Origin of the sequence: Cellulosimicrobium funkei (genome assembly GCF_900155925.1) — a bacterium.
GTDB lineage: Bacteria > Actinomycetota > Actinomycetes > Actinomycetales > Cellulomonadaceae > Cellulosimicrobium > Cellulosimicrobium funkei.
In genome coordinates, this window is the sequence record NZ_FTMI01000008.1 from 18,488 (window position 1) to 35,949 (window position 17,462).

General features: G+C 74.6%; 15 protein-coding genes. 12 read left to right on the top strand and 3 right to left on the bottom strand.

Annotated elements, in window-relative coordinates; all coding sequences use genetic code 11:
* Positions 1–15 precede the first annotated feature (15 nt).
* Positions 16–459 carry a CoA-binding protein gene (locus BXA05_RS17355; RefSeq protein WP_076406407.1) on the top strand — a complete coding sequence of 148 codons (444 nt, stop codon included), beginning with the start codon at positions 16–18 and terminating at the stop codon, positions 457–459.
* Between the two features lie 2 nt (positions 460–461).
* The gene (locus BXA05_RS17360; RefSeq protein WP_076406409.1) at positions 462–887 is read left to right on the top strand and encodes a TIGR03667 family PPOX class F420-dependent oxidoreductase; all 426 of its coding nucleotides are present in this window, start codon (positions 462–464) and stop codon (positions 885–887) included.
* Positions 888–894: 7 nt separating this feature from the next.
* Here the strand turns inward: BXA05_RS17360 and BXA05_RS17365 are convergent, their stop codons facing one another.
* From BXA05_RS17365 to BXA05_RS17375, 3 genes are read right to left on the bottom strand one after another with little or no spacing between them, the layout of a single operon-like run.
* Positions 895–1,737 (bottom strand): putative F420-0 ABC transporter ATP-binding protein, encoded by an 843-nt coding sequence (locus tag BXA05_RS17365; protein ID WP_452105416.1) that lies wholly within the window; start codon positions 1,735–1,737, stop codon positions 895–897.
* Positions 1,713–2,792 (bottom strand): putative F420-0 ABC transporter permease subunit, encoded by a 1,080-nt coding sequence (locus BXA05_RS17370; protein ID WP_170963196.1) that lies wholly within the window; start codon positions 2,790–2,792, stop codon positions 1,713–1,715. The genes BXA05_RS17365 and BXA05_RS17370 overlap by 25 nt, the downstream gene beginning before the upstream one ends.
* Positions 2,789–3,844, bottom strand: a complete 1,056-nt coding sequence (locus BXA05_RS17375; protein ID WP_076406411.1) for a putative F420-0 ABC transporter substrate-binding protein — start codon at positions 3,842–3,844, stop codon at positions 2,789–2,791. The genes BXA05_RS17370 and BXA05_RS17375 overlap by 4 nt, the downstream gene beginning before the upstream one ends.
* Positions 3,845–4,040: 196 nt before the next feature.
* On the opposite strand from BXA05_RS17375, the gene BXA05_RS17380 reads away from it, so the two are divergent.
* The 10 genes from BXA05_RS17380 to BXA05_RS17425 all read left to right on the top strand — a co-directional run bounded on the left by BXA05_RS17380 (position 4,041) and on the right by BXA05_RS17425 (position 17,458).
* Positions 4,041–4,880, top strand: coding sequence for an SDR family oxidoreductase (locus tag BXA05_RS17380; RefSeq protein WP_083712021.1), 840 nt, complete (start codon positions 4,041–4,043; stop codon positions 4,878–4,880).
* Between the two features lie 88 nt (positions 4,881–4,968).
* Positions 4,969–6,537, top strand: a complete 1,569-nt coding sequence (locus BXA05_RS17385; protein WP_076406414.1) for a molybdopterin-dependent oxidoreductase — start codon at positions 4,969–4,971, stop codon at positions 6,535–6,537.
* 335 nt (positions 6,538–6,872) lie between these two features.
* Positions 6,873–7,121, top strand: coding sequence for a hypothetical protein (locus BXA05_RS17390; protein WP_043658411.1), 249 nt, complete (start codon positions 6,873–6,875; stop codon positions 7,119–7,121).
* Between the two features lie 246 nt (positions 7,122–7,367).
* Positions 7,368–10,829, top strand: coding sequence for an isoleucine--tRNA ligase (ileS, locus tag BXA05_RS17395; protein WP_076406595.1), 3,462 nt, complete (start codon positions 7,368–7,370; stop codon positions 10,827–10,829).
* Positions 10,826–12,247 carry a bifunctional folylpolyglutamate synthase/dihydrofolate synthase gene (locus BXA05_RS17400; protein ID WP_076406416.1) on the top strand — a complete coding sequence of 474 codons (1,422 nt, stop codon included), beginning with the start codon at positions 10,826–10,828 and terminating at the stop codon, positions 12,245–12,247. Before ileS ends, BXA05_RS17400 begins: the two co-directional genes overlap by 4 nt.
* 144 nt (positions 12,248–12,391) lie before the next feature.
* A complete protein-coding gene (dhaK, locus tag BXA05_RS17405) occupies positions 12,392–13,387 on the top strand; it encodes a dihydroxyacetone kinase subunit DhaK (protein WP_076406418.1) in 996 nt (331 codons plus the stop codon).
* Positions 13,388–13,456: 69 nt separating this feature from the next.
* Positions 13,457–14,101 (top strand): dihydroxyacetone kinase subunit DhaL, encoded by a 645-nt coding sequence (dhaL, locus tag BXA05_RS17410; RefSeq protein WP_076406420.1) that lies wholly within the window; start codon positions 13,457–13,459, stop codon positions 14,099–14,101.
* Positions 14,098–14,835: a dihydroxyacetone kinase phosphoryl donor subunit DhaM gene (dhaM, locus tag BXA05_RS17415; protein ID WP_076406422.1), complete on the top strand. Its 738-nt coding sequence runs from the start codon at positions 14,098–14,100 to the stop codon at positions 14,833–14,835. Before dhaL ends, dhaM begins: the two co-directional genes overlap by 4 nt.
* A gap of 66 nt (positions 14,836–14,901) precedes the next feature.
* Entirely contained in the window at positions 14,902–15,600 is a 699-nt protein-coding gene (locus tag BXA05_RS17420) for a TetR/AcrR family transcriptional regulator (RefSeq protein WP_021482601.1), read from the top strand.
* A gap of 136 nt (positions 15,601–15,736) precedes the next feature.
* Positions 15,737–17,458, top strand: a complete 1,722-nt coding sequence (locus BXA05_RS17425) for an MDR family MFS transporter (RefSeq protein ID WP_076406424.1) — start codon at positions 15,737–15,739, stop codon at positions 17,456–17,458.
* Positions 17,459–17,462: the final 4 nt, after the last annotated feature.

A 17,462-nucleotide genomic window follows, 5' to 3' on the forward strand; every position in this document is an offset into this window, starting at 1 on the left:
CCGGTTGCGCACGACATGAGCGACGTCACAGCGGCCGTGCCGGCCGACGAGCAGGACACCGTCCGTCGGGTCCTGGAGGGCACCGAGACCTGGGCCGTCGTCGGCCTGTCGAACAACACCGCGCGCGCCGCGTACGGGGTCGCGCGCGTGCTGCAGCAGCACGGCAAGCGGGTCGTGCCCGTGCACCCGTCGGCGGAGACCGTCCACGGCGAGCAGGGGTACGCGAGCCTCGCGGACGTCCCGTTCCCCGTCGACGTCGTCGACGTGTTCGTGCGGTCCGAGCTCGCGGGCGACGTGGCCGACCAGGCGATCGCGATCGGCGCGAAGGCGGTGTGGTTCCAGCTCGACGTGATCGACGAGGACGCCGCGCGGCGCGTGCGCGACGCGGGCCTCGACATGGTCATGGACCGCTGCCCCGCGATCGAGCTGCCGCGCCTCGCCGCGACCGAGGAGGCCTGACCGTGCCCGCGGTCGACACCACGACGCGCCTCGGCTCACGCGCTGCGGCGCGGCTCGCCGACGAGCAGGTCGTGTGGCTCGTCACGGTGGACCCGCACGGCACGCCGCAGCCGACGCCGGTCTGGTTCCGCTGGGACGGTGCCGACGAGATCGTCGTGAAGTCCCAGCCGCGCACGGCCAAGCTGCGCAACGTCCGCGCGAACCCCCGCGTCGCGGTGCACCTCAACAGCACCCCGTCGGGCGGCGACGTCGTCGTGCTCACCGGCACGGCGTCGGTCGACGACGACGGTCTCTCGGCCGCGGAGCGCGCGGCGTACGACGCGAAGTACGACGACGGCATCCGCGGCCTCGGCACGACGCCCGACGGCTTCCACGACGACTACGCCGTGACGCTGCGCGTGCGCCTCGAACGGCTGCGCGGCTTCTGAGGGTTCCTCAGGCCGGGGGCTCGAACGTCAGCACCGGCCTGCCGGTGCGCGGGTGCGTGAGGACCTCGCACCGCACGCCGTAGACGGGGTCCAGCACGTCGGGCACGAGCACGTCGTGGACGTCGCCCGCCGCGACGACGCGGCCGTCCGCCAGCACGACGACGTGGTCGCACGTCTGGGCCGCGAGGTTGAGGTCGTGGAGCGCGGCGAGCACGGTGACGCCGTCGTCCGCGAGGTCGCGCAGGACGCGCATCGTGTCGAGCTGCGCGGCGATGTCGAGGTGGTTGGTCGGCTCGTCGAGCAGCAGGAGCGCGGGCTCCTGCGCGAGGGCGCGCGCGAGGTGCACGCGCTGGCGCTCGCCGCCGGAGAGCGTCGCGACCTCACGGTCCGCGAACCCCGCCATCCCGACGCGGGCGAGCGCCGCCCGGGCGAGGTCGCGGTCGGTCGCGGAGTCGCCCGCGAGGAGCGAGCGGTGCGGGATGCGGCCGAGCAGCACGGCGTCGAGCACGGAGAGCGGGAGGTCGGTCGTCGCGTCCTGCTCGACGAGCGCGAGCACCCGCGCCCGCTGGCGGCGCGGCAGCGCGAGCAGGTCGGCGCCGTCGAACCGCACGCGGGCGCCGTCCCGGCCCGGGCCCGCCGACGGCGCCCGGACGCCGGCGAGCACACGCAGGAGCGTGGACTTCCCGGAGCCGTTCGGGCCGAGCAGCCCGCTCACCGCACCCGGGGGCGCGGTGCAGTCGACGCCGTCGAGGACGAGGCGACCGTCGACCGACCACGACACGCGCTCCGCGTCGAGCCCGGTCGTGCCCACGACGGCGGGGGCGCTCACGCGGTCCTCCGTCCGCGCCACAGCAGCAGGGCGAACACCGGGGCGCCGATCGCGGCGGTGACGATGCCGACGGGCAGCTCGCGCGGCGCGAAGACCGTGCGCGCGAGCGTGTCGGCCCAGACGAGGAACGTCGCGCCGAACAGCGCGGAGAGCGGGAGGAGCAGCCGGTGCCGCGCGCCGGTGAGGAGCCGGACCGCGTGCGGCAGGATCAGGCCGACGAACCCGATGGACCCCGACTGGGACACGAGCGCGCCGGTGAGCAGCGCGACGCCCACGAGGAGCGTCCAGCGCACGCGCGCGACGTCGACCCCGAGCGCGGAGGCCGCCGTGTCGCCGAAGGTGAAGGTGTCGAGCACCGAGCCGGTCGACGCGAGCAACGTCCCGAGCACGAGCGTCGCGCCGCCCGCGACCGCGACGGAGGTCCACGTCGCGCCCGCGACGGACCCCATGAGCCACGACAGGATCTCGCGGTACGAGTCGCCGGTCGCGGACCAGAAGATGACGAAGCTCGTCGCGGCCGCCGCGAGCTGGCTCACCGCGAGCCCGGCGAGCACGGTCCGCGTGGGCGTGAGCGCGCCGAGCGCGCCCGCGAGGCCGAGCGCGGCGACGAGCGCGAGCACCGCGCCGCCGAAGGCCGCGACGGGGAGCAGGACCGTCCAGCCCGCGACCAGGACGAGCACCGCGCCGAGCGACGCGCCGGACGACAGGCCGAGCAGGTAGGGGTCGGCGAGCGGGTTGCGCGTGAGCGACTGCATGACGACGCCGCACACGGCGAGCCCGGCGCCCACCGCCGCCGCCGTGAGCACGCGGGGGAGCCGCAGCTGCCACACCATGCCGTCCTGCAGGGCACCGAGCGGCTCCAGGCCCAGCAGCCCGCCGAGCCCGAGGTGCGTCGCGACCGAGCGCCACACCTCGCCGACGGCGAGGTCGGCCGGCCCGATCGTCACCGTGACGAGCACCGTCGCGACGAGCGCGACGACGCCGGCCGGCACCCACCAGGCCGCGCCGCGCCGCGCGCGACCGTCCGGGCGACGGTCGGCCGCGGCGGGCGCGGGGCGGGTGCGCAGGGTCGTCACAGGTCGAGCGCCTCCAGCTGCGCGGCGAGGTCGACGACGGCGTCGACGTTGCGCACGCCCGCCTCGGTCGCCGGGAACGGGATCGTCAGGTAGCGGCCCTCGCGGACGGCCGTCATCTCGGCCGTGGCCGGGTTGGACTCGAGCCGCTCGATCTTCGCCTCGGCGGTGTTCCAGGCGGCGTCGACGAGGACGAGCACGTCCGGGTCGGCGGCGACCGCCTCCTCCCACGCGTACGACGTCCAGGTGTCGTGCACGTCGCCCGCGACGTTCTCGAGCCCGACGGCGTCCATGATCATCTGCGGCGCGCCGATGCCCGCCCCGACGTACGGGATGTCGTCGCCCGACGAGTACCACAGGGCGGTCAGGCCGCGGTCGTCGCGGTCGACGCCGTCGAGCGTCGCGCGCTGCTCCGCGACGAGGTCCGCCGCGGCGTCCTGGGCGTCGAAGATCGTGCCCACCTCGGTGATCTCGGCGAACACGTCGTCGAACGTCAGCGGGTCGGGCATGTACTCCGGCGCCTTGCACGCGGCGGGGGAGACGTAGGTCGCGACGCCGAGCTGCGCGAGGGTCTCGCGGTCGCCGGCGCCGTCGGCCGTGAGGTTGGACTCCCAGCCCGCGTACACGAGGTCGGGCTCGGTCTCCAGGACCGCTTCGGCACCCGGGACCTGGTCCGAGAGCGGCTCCACGACCGCGGGGACGTCCGCCGCGGCGTCGGCCAGCGACTCGGGCACCGGCCCGTCGGCGAACGCGCTCGCGACGATCCGGTCGCCGAGCCCGAGGGCCAGGAGCATCTCCGTGGTGCTCGACTTGATCGTCACGACGCGCTCGGGCGCGGCGTCGAACGTCACCTCGAACCCGCAGTCGTCGAGCGTGAGCGGGTACGCGGTGCTCCCGGGCGTGCTCGACGACGTCGCGCCGCCCGCAGAGGTCGGGTCGCCCCCGGGCGTCGTGCCGGACGAGCAGGCGGCGAGCACGAGGGCGAGCGCCGACGCGCCGACGGCGGCGCGGACGGGTCGGCGGGAGACGAGGGACGGCGTGAGGCGCGAGGGCACGGAGCTGCTCCGGGTGCGAGGCGGGGAGAGAGCCGGACGGCGGTCCCCGGGCGGGGACGCGGGCTCTCCAGGGTCGGACGCGCCATCTCGCGTCGGGCGGACCCGCGACCCAAGGACGAGGTCGCTCCGGCGAACGATCGAGGGGTTCGCGGTCCGTCGTCCAGCCTACACACGCGACCGTGACAGAGTGTGCGTCGTGACCGAGCCCTCGAACGCGCCCGCCCCCGCCCCTGCGACCTCGCCCCTGCGCGCCGTGGTGACCGGCGCGTCGTCGGGCATCGGGGAGGCGTGCGTGCGGTTCCTGCGCGCCCGGGGCTGGGACGTCGTGGCGTTCGCGCGCCGCGCGGACCGGCTCGCCGAGGTCGCGGAGCGCACGGGCGCCCACCCCGTGGTGGGCGACGTGACCTCCGACGACGACGTCGCGCGCCTCGTCGCCGAGGCGGGCGCCCGCGGGCCCGTGCACGCGCTGCTCAACATCGCGGGCTTCGGCCTCGGCGTCGACCCCGTCGACGAGGCGAAGATCGACGAGTGGCGCGCGATGTACGAGACGAACGTGCTCGGCACCGTGCGCGTGACCCAGGCCTTCCTGCCGCTCCTGCGCACGTCGCGCCGCGGCGACATCGTGCTCATGACGTCGACCGCGGGCCACGACACGTACGTCGGCGGCTCCGGCTACGTCGCGTCCAAGCACGCGCTGCTCGGCGTCGCGAAGACGCTCCGCCTCGAGCTCGTGGGCGAGCCGATCCGCGTCATCGAGATCGCGCCGGGCCTCGTGCACACGCCCGAGTTCTCGCTCAACCGCTACCACGGGGACCAGGCCGGGGCCGACGCCGTCTACGCGGGCGTCGTGGACCCGCTCACCGCCGACGACGTCGCCGACGTCGTGACGTTCGCCGTCACGCGCCCGCACCACGTGAACATCGACTCGCTGATCCTGCGGCCCGTCGCGCAGGCCTCCACCTACTCCCTGTGGCGCGCGCCGCTCGTCCCGAAGGGCGTGGAGCCCACGCCCGACGCCGACGCGTCCGCCCGCTGACCCCGACCCGTCCGGGAGCGGAGCCGCTCCGAACCGACGATGGCGCCCGGGGCCGGCCCGGCGTCTACTGGACCACGGGAGGACGCGCATGACGGGGCAGCGGCAGGCAGCCGGGCAGGCGGGCGGACGGGCGGCGCTCGCGGGCGTCGTCGCGGCGGCCGTCGGGTTCGCCGTGGCCGAGCTCGCCGCGGCCGTCGTCGCGCCCGGGTCGAGCCCGCTGTTCGCCGCCGGGGCGGGGGTCGTCGACGCGGTGCCGGGGCCCCTCAAGGACTGGGCCGTCGCGACCTTCGGCACCGCGGACAAGGCGGTGCTGCTCGGGGTCATGGGCGTCGTGCTCGCCGCGGGCGCGGCCCTCAGCGGCTGGCTCGAGCTCCGCCGCCCGCCGTCCGGCGCGCTGCTCCTCGCCGCCGTCGGGGCGGTCGGCGCGGTCGTCGCCGCCTCCCGGCCGGGCGGGGACGTGGCCTGGGCGCTGCCGAGCCTGGTCGGCGTGGGTGTCGCCGTGCTGCTGCTGCGCGCGACGCTCCGGACGCTGCGCGGCCCGGCCGCGCCCTCCGGCTCCGACGACGCGGCGACGACGCCCGGCGGCCTCGACCGCCGCCGCTTCCTCCTCGTCACGGGACTCGCCGCGGCGGCGGGCGTCGTCGCGCTCGCGACGTCGCGCGCGGTGTCCGCCGGCTCGCGAGCCGTGACGGCCGCGCGCGACGCGCTGCGGCTGCCCGCCCCCGCGACCCCGGCCCCCGCCGTGCCCGCCGGGGCGGACCTGCGCGTCCCCGGGCTCGCGCCGTACGTCACCCCGAACGCGGACTTCTACCGCATCGACACGGCGCTGCGCGTGCCGCAGGTCGACCCGGCGTCGTGGACGCTGCGCGTCTCGGGGCTCGTCGACGACCCGTTCGAGATCACGCTCGACGAGCTGCTCGCGCTCCCGCTCGTCGAGCACCACCTCACGCTCACGTGCGTGTCCAACGAGGTCGGCGGGGACCTCGTGGGCAACGCGCGGTGGCTCGGGTACCCGGTGCGCGAGCTGCTCGCGCGCGCGGGAGTGCAGGACGGCGCCGACATGGTGCTCTCCACGAGCGCCGACGGGTGGACGGCGAGCACGCCGCTCGACGCCCTCACCGACCCCGACCGGGCGAGCCTGCTCGCCGTCGGGATGAACGGCGAGGCGCTCCCGGCCGAGCACGGCTTCCCCGCCCGGCTCGTCGTGCCCGGGCTGTACGGCTACGTGTCCGCAACGAAGTGGGTCACCGAGCTCAAGGTCACGACGTTCGCCGACGACGTCGCCTATTGGTCTACGCGCGGGTGGTCGGAGCGGGGACCGATCAAGCTCGCGTCGCGCGTCGACACCCCGCGCGACGGCGCGGCCGTGGACGCGGGGGAGGTCGTCGTCGCGGGCGTGGCGTGGGCCCAGCACACGGGCGTCGACGGCGTCGAGGTGCGCGTGGACGACGGCCCGTGGCGCGCCGCGACGCTCGCCGCCACGGTCGGCCCGGACACGTGGCGGCAGTGGTCGTACGCGTGGGACGCGACGCCGGGGGAGCACCGGCTGACGGTCCGCGCGACCGACGCGGACGGGCGCACCCAGACGGCCGACGTCGCCCCGCCCGCGCCCGACGGCGCCTCGGGCTGGCACGAGGTCGCCGTCCGCGTCCGGTGACCGGCCTGACGAGGGGCCAGGCGAGTGGCCCGGGTCCTGGACCGGAGGTTGTCCCGCGACGGGCGTGCTGGCACCATGTGCGGGTGACCTCCGCGCGCCCCACGAGCAGCACGCTCGTCCTGGCGCGCCCGCGGGTCCTCCCCGCCACCTGTTGTTGAGGGCTCGCGGCGCCCTGCGCAGCCTCGACCTGGTGTCCGCGAGCAGCCTCCCGCCCCTCCCTCCCTGCGACGGGGCGTGACGGTCGCCGGTCCCGCGCCACGGCTCAGCGATGAGTCCGACGCCACGACCGGGTCTGCACCCACGGACGCCAGCCGAGCACAGGACGCGAGACCACCATGTACGTTCCCCCGCACTTCCCCCGCTACCGCCCGACCACCGTGCCGTCGTCGGCACCCGCCCTCCCCGCCCTCACCGCGTCGGCTGCCGCCGGGCCCCCGCTCACGCTCGAGTGGCTCGTCGCTCGCGACATCGACGCCTACACCGCGCGCCGCCGGGCGGCGGCTACCATGGAGGCACAGGCGTCGACCCGGCCATCACCGGCGAGCCTCCGGAAGAACGGGAACCCCGCCGCGGGGCAGGCCTGACGGCCCGCGGCAGGTCCTCACTAGACCCGGACGGGTGGGCCCGTCACAGCCTGCGACGAGCGGTCGGCGACCGCCCGTGGTGCCCGACGACGTCGGGCACCTGCGGGGACGGGCGCCGGCAAGCGAGGTGGTACCGCGGCGAGCCCGCCCCAGGTGGGGGAGTCGTCCTCGCAGGAGAGCACGACCGACCCGTACCACCACGGCGGACACCCCGCCGACCGCTACCTCACCGGAGTCCTCGAGACCATGGCCTACCCGCTGCACCGCGCACCCTCGTCCGCCGCCGACGCGCACCCCGGAGCCGCGTTCGGCGTCCCCGCCTCCCCGGACCTGCCCGCGATCGAGCGCGAGGTCCTCGCCTACTGGGAGGCGGACGACACGTTCCGCGCCTCGGTCGAGCGCAACCCCGCCGGGGAGAACGGCAGCAACGAGTTCGTCTTCTACGACGGCCCCCCGTTCGCCAACGGCCTGCCCCACTACGGGCACCTGCTCACGGGCTACGCGAAGGACGTCGTGCCGCGGTACCAGACGATGCGCGGCAAGCACGTCGAGCGTCGCTTCGGCTGGGACACGCACGGCCTGCCCGCCGAGCTCGAGGCGATGGACCAGCTGGGGATCAAGACCAAGGAGGAGATCCTCGAGCTGGGGATCGAGCGGTTCAACGACGCGTGCCGCGCGTCGGTGCTCAAGTACACGAGCGAGTGGCAGGACTACGTGACCCGCCAGGCGCGCTGGGTCGACTTCGAGCACGACTACAAGACGCTCGACCCGACGTTCATGGAGTCGGTCCTGTGGGCGTTCAAGCAGCTCTACGACAAGGGCCTCGTCTACGAGGGCTTCCGCGTGCTGCCCTACTGCTGGAACGACCAGACGCCGCTGTCGAACCACGAGCTGCGCATGGACGAGGACGTGTACCAGGTCCGCCAGGACCCGGCGGTCACCGTCGGCTTCCGGCTCGAGACGGGCGAGCTCGCGCTCATCTGGACGACGACGCCCTGGACGCTGCCGTCGAACCTGTTCGTCATGGTCGGCCCCGACGTCGAGTACGTCGTCGTGGAGTCGTCGTGCACGGGCGTCAAGGAGCGCTACGTGATCGCCGCGGAGCGTCTCGAGGCGTACGCGCGCGAGCTCGCCGACGAGGGCGTCGAGGACGTGACGACGCAGGTCGTCGAGCGGCTCACGGGCGCCGACCTCGTCGGGCGGTCGTACACGCCGCCGTTCTCCTACTTCGCCGGGCACGCCGGTGCGCACCGGGTCGTCGAGGCCGACTTCGTCACGACCACGGACGGCACCGGGCTCGTGCACAACGCCGGCGCGTTCGGCGAGGAGGACAAGGTCGTCTCCGACCGCGAGGGCGTCGAGCCGGTGCTCCCGGTCGCGTCCGACGGCAAGTTCGTCTTCCCCGTCGTCGACTACGAGAGCCTCCAGGTCTTCGACGCGAACGCGCTCATCATCGACCACCTCAAGGGCCGCACGCGCCACGACGCCGCGGCCGCGCAGGGGGAGGAGACGCCGGACCTCCCGCTCGGCGCCACGAGCCCCGGCACGGTGCTGCTGCGCCGCGAGTCGTACGCGCACTCCTACCCGCACTGCTGGCGCTGCCGCAAGCCGCTCATCTACATGGGCGTCTCGTCGTGGTTCGTCGCGGTGTCGAAGTTCAAGGACCGCATGGTCGAGCTCAACGAGCAGATCTCCTGGACGCCCGACCACATCCAGCACGGCCAGTTCGGCAAGTGGCTGGAGAACGCGCGCGACTGGTCGATCACGCGCAACCGGTTCTGGGGCAGCCCGGTGCCGGTGTGGCGCTCGGACGACCCGCAGCACCCGCGCGTCGACGTGTACGGCTCGTTCGCCGAGATCGAGCGGGACTTCGGCACCCTCCCGCGCAACGAGAAGGGCGAGCCGGACCTGCACCGGCCGTTCGTCGACCGCCTCACGCGCCCCAACCCGGACGACCCGACGGGCCGCTCGACCATGCGCCGCGTCGAGGACGTCATGGACGTCTGGTTCGACTCGGGGTCCATGCCCTACGCGCAGGTGCACTACCCGTTCGAGAACACCGACTGGTTCGAGCACCACAACCCCGGCGACTTCATCGTCGAGTACATCGGCCAGACGCGCGGCTGGTTCTACACGCTGCACGTGCTCGCGACCGCGCTGTTCGACCGCCCGGCGTTCCGCTCGGCCGTCTCGCACGGCATCGTGCTGGGCTCCGACGGCCGCAAGATGAGCAAGTCGCTGCGCAACTACCCGGACGTCAACGAGGTCTTCGACCGCGACGGCTCCGACGCGATGCGCTGGTTCCTCATGAGCTCGCCCATCCTGCGCGGCGGCAACCTCGTCGTCACCGAGGACGGGATCCGCGACGCGGTGCGCCAGGTGCTGCTCCCGCTGTGGAGCACGTACTACTTCTTCACCCTGTACGCGAACACGTCGAAGGCGCAGGCGCGGGCGGGCGAGCCCGTCGAGCCCGCCGGGTACGTCGCGCAGAAGGTCGCGCCCGAGCGCGTGGCCGGGCTCCCGGCGCTCGACCGCTACCTGCTCGCGCGCACCCACGACCTCGTGGTGCGAGTGACCGGGCAGCTCGACGCGTACGACATCGCGGGCGCGTGCGAGACCGTGCGCGAGCACCTCGACGTCCTGACCAACTGGTACGTGCGCACCCAGCGCGACCGGTTCTGGGCGGAGGACGCCGACGCGTTCGACACGCTGTACACGGCGCTCGAGACGCTCACGCGCGTCATGGCGCCGCTCGCCCCGCTGCTCGCGGAGGAGGTGTGGCGCGGCCTGACCGGCGGGCGCTCGGTCCACCTCACCGACTGGCCGGCGTCCACCGAGGAGGTCGGCGAGCGGTTCGTCGGCGAGGACGGCTCGTCCGCGGTGGCCGTGCGTCACGTCCCGGACGCGTCCCTCGTCGCCGACCCGGCGCTCGTCGCCGCGATGGACGAGGTCCGCGCCGTCGCGTCGGCCGCGCTCGGCCTGCGCAAGGCGCACCAGCTCCGGGTGCGCCAGCCGCTCGCGCGGCTCACGGTCGTCGTGGACGACCCGGGGGCGCTCGCGCCGTACACGGACCTGCTGGCGCGCGAGCTCAACGTCAAGGCCGTCGAGCTCGAGTCCACCGACTCGGACGCCGCGGAGCGCTTCGGCATCACGCAGCGCCTCGCGGTCAACGCCCGCGCCGCGGGCCCGCGCCTGGGCCGCGGGGTCCAGGCCGTCATCAAGGCCGCCAAGGCCGGTGCGTGGCGCGTGGACGACGCCGGGGAGGTCGTCGTGACGACGGACGACGGCGACGTCGCGCTCCTGCCCGCGGAGTACGAGCTGACGACGGTGGTCGCCGACCGCGGCGTCGCCGAGGGGGAGGCGCCGAGCATCGCCGCCGCGGTGCTCGCGAGCGGCGGGTTCGCCGTCCTCGACCTCGCGCTCGACGACGCGCTGCTCGCCGAGGGCTACGCGCGCGACGTGATCCGCGACGTGCAGGACGCGCGCAAGGCCGCCGGGCTCGACGTCGCCGACCGCATCCGGCTCTCGCTCGACGTGCCGGGCGAGTGGCTCGCGGCCGTCGAGGAGCACCGCGACCTCGTCGCGCGCGAGACGCTCGCGGTCGACGTCGTCGTCGAGACGTCGCCGACCGACGTGCGCTCCGTGCGCGTCGAGAAGGCCGACGGCACCGTCCCGGACGCTGGCACCGTCGAGGAGGCGAACCTGTGAGCGCCGCACGCAAGGACTCCGGCGCCGCACGACGGCAGAGCGCGAAGGACGCCCGCGCGGCGGCGGAGGACGCCGCCGCGCAGGCGGACCTCGAGCGCGTCTACCAGCACATCGTGTCCCGTACTCCCGAGCACGACTTCGACCCGACGATCGACCGGGTGCGGCGCCTGTTCGAGCTGCTCGGCGACCCGCAGCACGCGTTCCGGACGATCCATCTCACCGGGACCAACGGCAAGACGAGCACCGCGCGCGTCGCGGAGCGTCTCGTGCGTGAGCACGGCCTGCGCACCGGCCTGTTCACGAGCCCGCACCTGACGAGCGTCACCGAGCGGATCGTCGTCGACGGCGAGCCGCTCTCGGCGCGCCGGTTCGTCGAGGTGTGGGAGGACGTCTACCCCTACGTGCAGGTCGTCGACGCGGAGCTCGCGGAGAGCGGGCAGTCACAGCTCAGCTTCTTCGAGGTCCTCACGGGCGTGGCGTTCGCCGCGTTCGCGGACACGCCCGTCGACGTCGCGATCGTCGAGGTCGGCATGGGCGGCGAGTGGGACTCGACCAACGTGGTCGACGCGGAGGTCGCCGTCGTGACGCCCGTCGCGCTCGACCACGAGCGGTGGCTCGGGAGCACGCTCGAGGAGATCGCGACGGTCAAGTCGGGCATCGTGAAGGAGGGCGCGACCGTCGTCTCGGCGGCGCAGCGCCCCGAGGTCGAGGAGGTGCTGCGGGCCCGGGCGGAGCGCGTCGGGGCGCGCCTGCTGCGCGAGGGCGTCGACCTCGACGTCGCCGCGCGCCAGGTCGCGGTCGGCGGCCAGCTCCTCGACCTGCGCACGCCCGCTGCGCTCTACACCGAGGTGTTCCTCCCGCTGCACGGCGAGCACCAGGCGCACAACGCGCTGCTCGCGCTCGGCGCGGTGGAGGCGTTCCTCGGCGGCCGGGCGCTCGACGGCACGCTCGTCGAGGCGGCTTTCGCGGACGTCACGTCGCCGGGACGGCTCGAGGTCGTGCGGTCCAGCCCGACCGTCCTCGTTGACGCGGCGCACAACGCCGCAGGGGCCGAGGCGCTCGCGACGGCGCTCGGCGAGGCGTTCGACCTGCGCCACCTCGTCGGCGTCGTCGCGATCATGGCCGACAAGGACGCCGAGCCGCTCCTCGCGGCGCTCGAGCCGGTGCTCGCGGAGATCGTCGTGACGCGCAACAGCTCGGAGCGCTCGGCCGACCCGACGGAGCTCGCCGAGCTCGCGGCCGACGTCTTCGGCGAGGACCGCGTGCACAGCACCGAGCGCCTCGACGAGGCGCTCCAGGTGGCGGTCGACCTCGTCGAGCGCGACGACGCCGTGGGCGTCGGCACGGGCACGGGCGTCCTGGTCACGGGCTCGGTCGTGACGGTGGCCGACGCGCGCGTCCTGCTCGGTCGCGGCTGACGCCCGGACGCCGCGCGGCGCGCGGCGGCCGGGTGTTTGATGGAGGCGACGACGGCGGCGGGCACGCCGGGCGCGGCCTGCCGACGTCGCGGGGGCTGTCGGCGCCCGGAGCACCGGGCGCACGGACCGATGGAGGGATGACCGGTGAAGAAGCTGCTCAACGATCCCCAGGACGCGGTGACGGAGTCCCTCGAGGGCTTCGGCCAGGCGCACGCCGACCTCGTGCAGGTGCACCTCGCGCCCCCGTACGTGTCGCGCGCCGGCGGCGCGGTGGCCGGCAAGGTCGGGCTGGTCTCGGGCGGCGGCTCGGGCCACGAGCCGCTGCACGCGGGCTTCGTCGGGCCGGGGATGCTCGACGCCGCGGTGCCGGGCGCGGTGTTCACCTCGCCGACGCCCGACCAGATCGTCCCGGCGATCCTCGGCGCCGACTCGGGCGCCGGCGTGCTCGCGATCGTCAAGAACTACACGGGCGACGTGCTGAACTTCGAGACGGCGGTCGAGCTCGTCGAGGCCGAGGGCACCGAGGTCACGAGCATCCTCGTCAACGACGACGTCGCGGTCGAGGACTCGCTCTACACCGCGGGTCGGCGCGGCGTCGCGGGGACGGTCGCGGTCGAGAAGATCGCGGGCGCGGCGGCCGAGCGCGGCGACGACCTCGGCACCGTGACGGAGATCGCCGGGCGCGTCGTGGCGAACGTGCGCTCGATGGGCGTCGCCCTCACGGCGTGCACCGTGCCGCACGTGGGCAGGCCGAGCTTCGACCTCGGCGACGACGAGGTCGAGATCGGCATCGGGATCCACGGCGAGCCCGGGCGGCACCGGATCCCGCTCGCGTCGGCGGACGAGATCACGCAGCGGCTGGTCGATCCCGTGGCCGACGACCTGGGCCTCGCCGACGGCGAGGACGTGTTGCTGTTCGTTAACGGAATGGGCGGTACCCCGCTGTCCGAGCTGTACGTCGTCTATCGTCAGGCGAGGAGGCTGCTCGAAGGGCGCGGCGTACGCGTGACGCGCTCGCTCGTCGGCAACTACGTCACGTCGCTGGAGATGCAGGGTGCGTCGGTCACCGTGCTGCGCCTGGACGACGAGCTCACCGCCCTGTGGGACGCTCCCGTCCACACGGCCGCGCTGCGCTGGTGAGCGGGTGCCCTTTCGTGCAGTCTCCTGGAGCCGGCGCACCGCCGGCTCGACGGCGAGGAGAGGTGGGGCATGACGCTGGACGTGGCCTGGGCCGAGCGATGGACCCGGCTGAGCGCGGAGCGGATCGCGGCGGCGCGGGACGAGCTGACGGAGCTGGACCGCCAGATCGGTGACGGCGACCACGGCGAGAACCTCGACCGGGGTTTCCGCGCGGTGGTCGCCAAGCTCGACGGGGCGGCCGACGGCGAGCAGCCGCCGGGCCAGATCGGCGACGTGCTCAAGCTCGTGGCCACGACGCTCATGTCGTCCGTCGGCGGCGCCTCGGGCCCGCTCTACGGGACCGCCTACCTGCGCGCCGCGAAGGTGACCGGCCTCGCGGAGCTCGACGCGCACGGCGTCGTCGCGCTGCTCGAGGGAGCGCTCGAGGGCATCTCCGCGCGCGGCAAGGCGCAGGTCGGCGAGAAGACGATGGTCGACGCCTGGCAGCCCGCGGTCGACGCGGCGGAGGCCGCGGCCGACGCGGGCGGCTCGACGGCCGACGTCCTCGCGGCCGCCGCCCGGGCCGCGCGCGAGGGCGCCGAGGCGACCGCGCCGCTCGTGGCGACGAAGGGCCGGGCGAGCTACCTCGGCGAGCGCAGCGCGGGCCACCAGGACCCGGGCGCGACGTCGACCGCGATCCTGCTCGAGGCCGCGCGCGACGCGGCGGCGGCGTGAGCGGCGTGGCCGGACCGGTCGGCACGCGGGCCCGGGTCGCGCTCGTCCTCGTGTCCCACTCGCAGCGCCTCGCGCAGGGGGCCGTCGAGCTGTCCGCGCAGATGGCGCCCGGCGTCCTGCTGCTCGCGGCGGGCGGGACGGACGACGGCGGCCTCGGCACGAGCTACGACCGCGTCTCCGGCGCGATCGACGAGGCGCTGCGCGTCGCGGACGGCGTCGTCGTGCTCGCGGACCTGGGCTCGGCCGTGATGACGGTCGAGTCGGTGCTGGACCTGGAGGACGGCTTCGACGGGCGCGTGCTGCTCGCGGACGCGCCGTTCGTCGAGGGCGCCGTCGCGGCGGCCGTCACCGCGCACGGCGGCGGCGACGTGGCCGAGGTCCTCGCGTCCGCGGAGCACGCGGGCGGCACGTTCGCCGTCCCCGCTGCGGCACCGGAGGCGGGGGAGGAGAACCCTGCGGACGGCGCCCCGCCGGCGGGGGAGGCCCGCGCCGTCGTGACGTTGCGCAACCCGCTCGGCCTGCACGCCCGGCCCGCCGCCGTGCTCGCCCGCCTGGTCGCCGGGTTCGACGCGAGCGTCGCGATCGACGGCGTCAACGGGGCGAGCGTCCTCGAGCTCATGAAGCTCGGCGCGACCGGCGGGCAGGAGCTCACGGTCACGGGGGAGGGCCCGCAGGCCGCGGACGCCGTGCGCGCGGTGGTCGAGGCGGTGGAGGGCGGGTTCGGCGAGGTCTGACGCCGCGGAGGTGTGACCTCCGTCACTCGATATTGCAGTTGATGCAAAATTGCAGAGGATGCAAGAATGCTCCTCGTGCCGACGACTCCGCCTGACGTGCCCGCTCGCCCCTCCGTGGCCGAGCGGGCCGCGGCATGCCTCGTGCCGTCGCCCGGCGGGCTGCGGGAGCGCAAGAAGCGCGCGCGCCGCGAGGCCCTCGTCGACGCCGCGCAGACCCTCGTCCTCGACCGCGGCCTCGACGCCGTGACGGTCGAGGACATCTGCGCGGCCGTCGGCGTCTCGCCCCGCACGTTCTTCAACTACTTCCCCGCGAAGGACGACGCCGTGCTCGGCCTCGAGGAGTTCTCGGTCCGACCGGACGTCGTCGCGGCCTTCGTCTCCGGCGGTCCGACGGGCGCGCTCCTCGACGACCTCGAGGTCGTGGTGGCCGACGTGCTCGCGCACGAGGTCGTCGCCCCCGAGCGCATGGCGCGCACGCTCGAGCTCGTGCAGCGCGAGCCGCACCTCGTCGCGCGTCACGTCGCGTGGGTCGAGGGCCACCGCGCGGAGCTCGTCGAGATGCTCGTCGCACGTCGCGCGGTCCGGCCGTTCGTCCCGGACCCCGAGCTCCTGGCGCTCGTCGTCATGAGCCTCCTGCGGGCGAGCACGGTCGAGTGGCAGCAGCGGGGCCGCGAGGGCGAGCCGGTGGACCACCTGCCGGGCGTCGTCGACCAGCTCCGCGCGCTGCTCCGCGACACGCGCGCCCCTGATCCCGCGGCCCCCTGACCGCAGCCCCTCGCCCCGCGCGAGGACACCACCGCTCGGGTCTCCCACCCGACCTCCCGCACCTCACCAGCCCCCACCCGACGACGGGCCGCGCCCGTCGGCGTGCGCCCGTCCGTCCCGACCGAACCGGATCCTCATGGCCTCCTCCACCGCAGCACCACCCGTCGACGGCGGCAAGCCGCTCGTCGTGCTCACCCCGCGCACCGTGTGGGTGATCTTCGGCGCGCTCATGGCGTCGATGTTCCTGTCCTCGCTCGACCAGTCGATCGTCGGCACCGCGATGCCGACGATCGTCGGCGAGCTCCACGGCGTCGAGCACCAGGGCTGGGTCATCACGGCCTACATCCTGGCGATCGCCATCGTCATGCCGCTCTACGGCAAGTTCGGCGACCTCTGGGGCCGCCGCTGGCCGTTCCTCGTCGCGATCGGCCTCTTCACGGTCGCGTCGGCCGGCGCCGGGTTCGCGCAGTCGTTCCCCGAGCTCGTCGCCTGGCGCGGCGTCCAGGGCCTCGGCGGCGGCGGCCTGATGATCCTGTCGCAGGCGATCATCGCCGACATCGTCCCCGCCAAGGACCGCGGCAAGTACATGGGGCCCATGGGCGCGCTCTTCGGCATCGCCGCGGTCATCGGGCCGCTCCTCGGCGGCTGGTTCACCGAGGGCCCGGGCTGGCGCTGGGCGTTCTGGATCAACGTGCCCATCGGCGTCGCCGCGTTCGTCGTGGCGTGGGTCGCGCTCAAGCTCCCCTCGCACCGCGCGGGCCGCAAGATCGACGTCGCGGGCATCTTCTTCCTCGTCGTCGCGACGTCCGGCATCGTCCTGGTGACGAGCTGGGAGTCCCTGACGACGTCGTCGGGCTACGACTGGTCCGACCCGTGGCTGCTCGGCCTCGTCGCGGCCGTCGTGGTGTCGGTCGTCGCGTTCGTCCTCGTCGAGAACCGCGCCGAGGAGCCGCTGCTCCCGCTGCACCTCTTCAAGAACCGGACCTTCACCATCGCGACGCTCATCGGCCTCGTGCTCGGCATGGGCATGTTCTCGGCGCTCGCGTTCCTCCCGACGTTCCTGCAGATGTCCACGGGCGCCGGGGTCACCGAGTCCGGGTTCCTCATGCTCCCGATGATGGTCGGCGTCATGATCACGGCCATCGGGTCCGGTATCGCCATCACCAAGACCGGGCGGTACAAGATCTACCCGGTGGTGGGGCTCGCGATCACCGCGGCCGGGATGGTCTGGCTCACGCGCATCACGGGCGACATGTCGATGTGGCTCTTCGGCGCGATGATCTTCGTCATGGGCGCCGGGATGGGCCTCGTCATGCAGACGATCGTGCTCGCCGTGCAGAACTCGGTCGACCCGCACGAGATCGGGACCGCCACGAGCGCGAACAACTTCTTCCGCGAGATCGGCGCGGCCGTCGGGACGGCGCTGTTCAGCACCATCTTCACGTCGCGGCTCGCCGACAACCTCGAGGGCGTCTTCGCGGGCGTGCCGGGCGGTGCGGCCCCCGCCGGCGCGGAGGGCTCCTCGCTCACGCCCGAGCTGGTGCAGCAGCTCCCGGAGCCGATCCACACGGGCGTCGTCGACGCGTTCACCGATGCGCTCGCCCCCGCGTTCTGGTACCTGGTCCCGCTCGTCCTCGTCGGGTTCGTGCTCGCGCTGTTCCTGCGCGAGGTCAAGCTGTCCGACGTCGCCGGGATGGTCGCGCGCGGCGAGGCCGTCGCGGACCACGGCGACCTGCGCGAGGACGCCCCCGTGACGGGCCAGGTCGACGGTGCCGCGGTCGTCGTGCCCGCGGGCGGCGGTGGACCGGACGACGAGCGCCCCGGGAGCCGGGAGCGCGACGGCGCGCCGGTATCCTGACCGG